Origin of the sequence: Sporosarcina beigongshangi (assembly GCF_033485195.1) — a bacterium.
In the GTDB taxonomy this organism is placed as follows: domain Bacteria; phylum Bacillota; class Bacilli; order Bacillales_A; family Planococcaceae; genus Sporosarcina; species Sporosarcina beigongshangi.
Map to the genome: position 1 here is coordinate 1 of NZ_JAWLIR010000095.1, position 716 is coordinate 716.

Genomic DNA, 716 nt, shown 5'->3' on the forward strand with positions numbered 1-716 from the left:
CACTGCTCCACCCCGCGACAATATTATTCATAACTATAAAAATGTATTACGCAATTCATTTCTCGTCTAGGACTTCGTTGTAATTTCCTTTTAGGAAATTACACAAACCGCATTCTTCGTTATGCGACTTGCTCCACCCCGCGACAATAATATTCTTTTTCAGTACAGTTTAACATTTCAAGAAAAAATGGAGGAGGTAGAGGGATTCGAACCCCCGCGCGGTTTAACCCGCCTGACGGTTTTCAAGACCGTTCCCTTCAGCCGAACTTGGGTATACCTCCATGTAAAAATATAGTACTGGTGGACCTTGCAGGACTCGAACCTGCGACCGGACGGTTATGAGCCGTCTGCTCTAACCAACTGAGCTAAAGGTCCTTTAAGATGGCGGCAGAGGGGATCGAACCCCCGACCTTACGGGTATGAACCGTACGCTCTAGCCAGCTGAGCTACGCCGCCAGGATCTTTATATAAGTTGTTTTGGTGGAGCCTAGCGGGATCGAACCGCTGACCTCCTGCGTGCAAGGCAGGCGCTCTCCCAGCTGAGCTAAGGCCCCAAAATCTTAGTGGTCGGGAAGACAGGATTCGAACCTGCGACCCCTTGGTCCCAAACCAAGTGCTCTACCAAGCTGAGCTACTTCCCGTAAAATATAAGATAAAATGGCGCGCCCGGCAGAAGTCGAATCCACAACCTCCTGATCCGTAGTCAGGTGCTCTAT

The 716-nt window shown here is 49.6% G+C and carries 5 tRNA genes; all 5 read right to left on the reverse strand.

Annotated elements, in window-relative coordinates:
* Positions 1 to 188: 188 nt before the first annotated feature.
* Positions 189 to 281: transfer RNA gene (locus R2B77_RS17920), tRNA-Ser, on the reverse strand.
* 17 nt (positions 282 to 298) lie between these two features.
* Positions 299 to 375: transfer RNA gene (locus tag R2B77_RS17925), tRNA-Ile, on the reverse strand.
* A 7-nt stretch (positions 376 to 382) separates the two neighbouring features.
* Positions 383 to 456, reverse strand: a tRNA-Met gene (locus R2B77_RS17930).
* A 22-nt stretch (positions 457 to 478) separates the two neighbouring features.
* Positions 479 to 554: transfer RNA gene (locus tag R2B77_RS17935), tRNA-Ala, on the reverse strand.
* 10 nt (positions 555 to 564) lie between these two features.
* A tRNA-Pro gene (locus tag R2B77_RS17940) sits at positions 565 to 641 on the reverse strand.
* Positions 642 to 716: the final 75 nt, after the last annotated feature.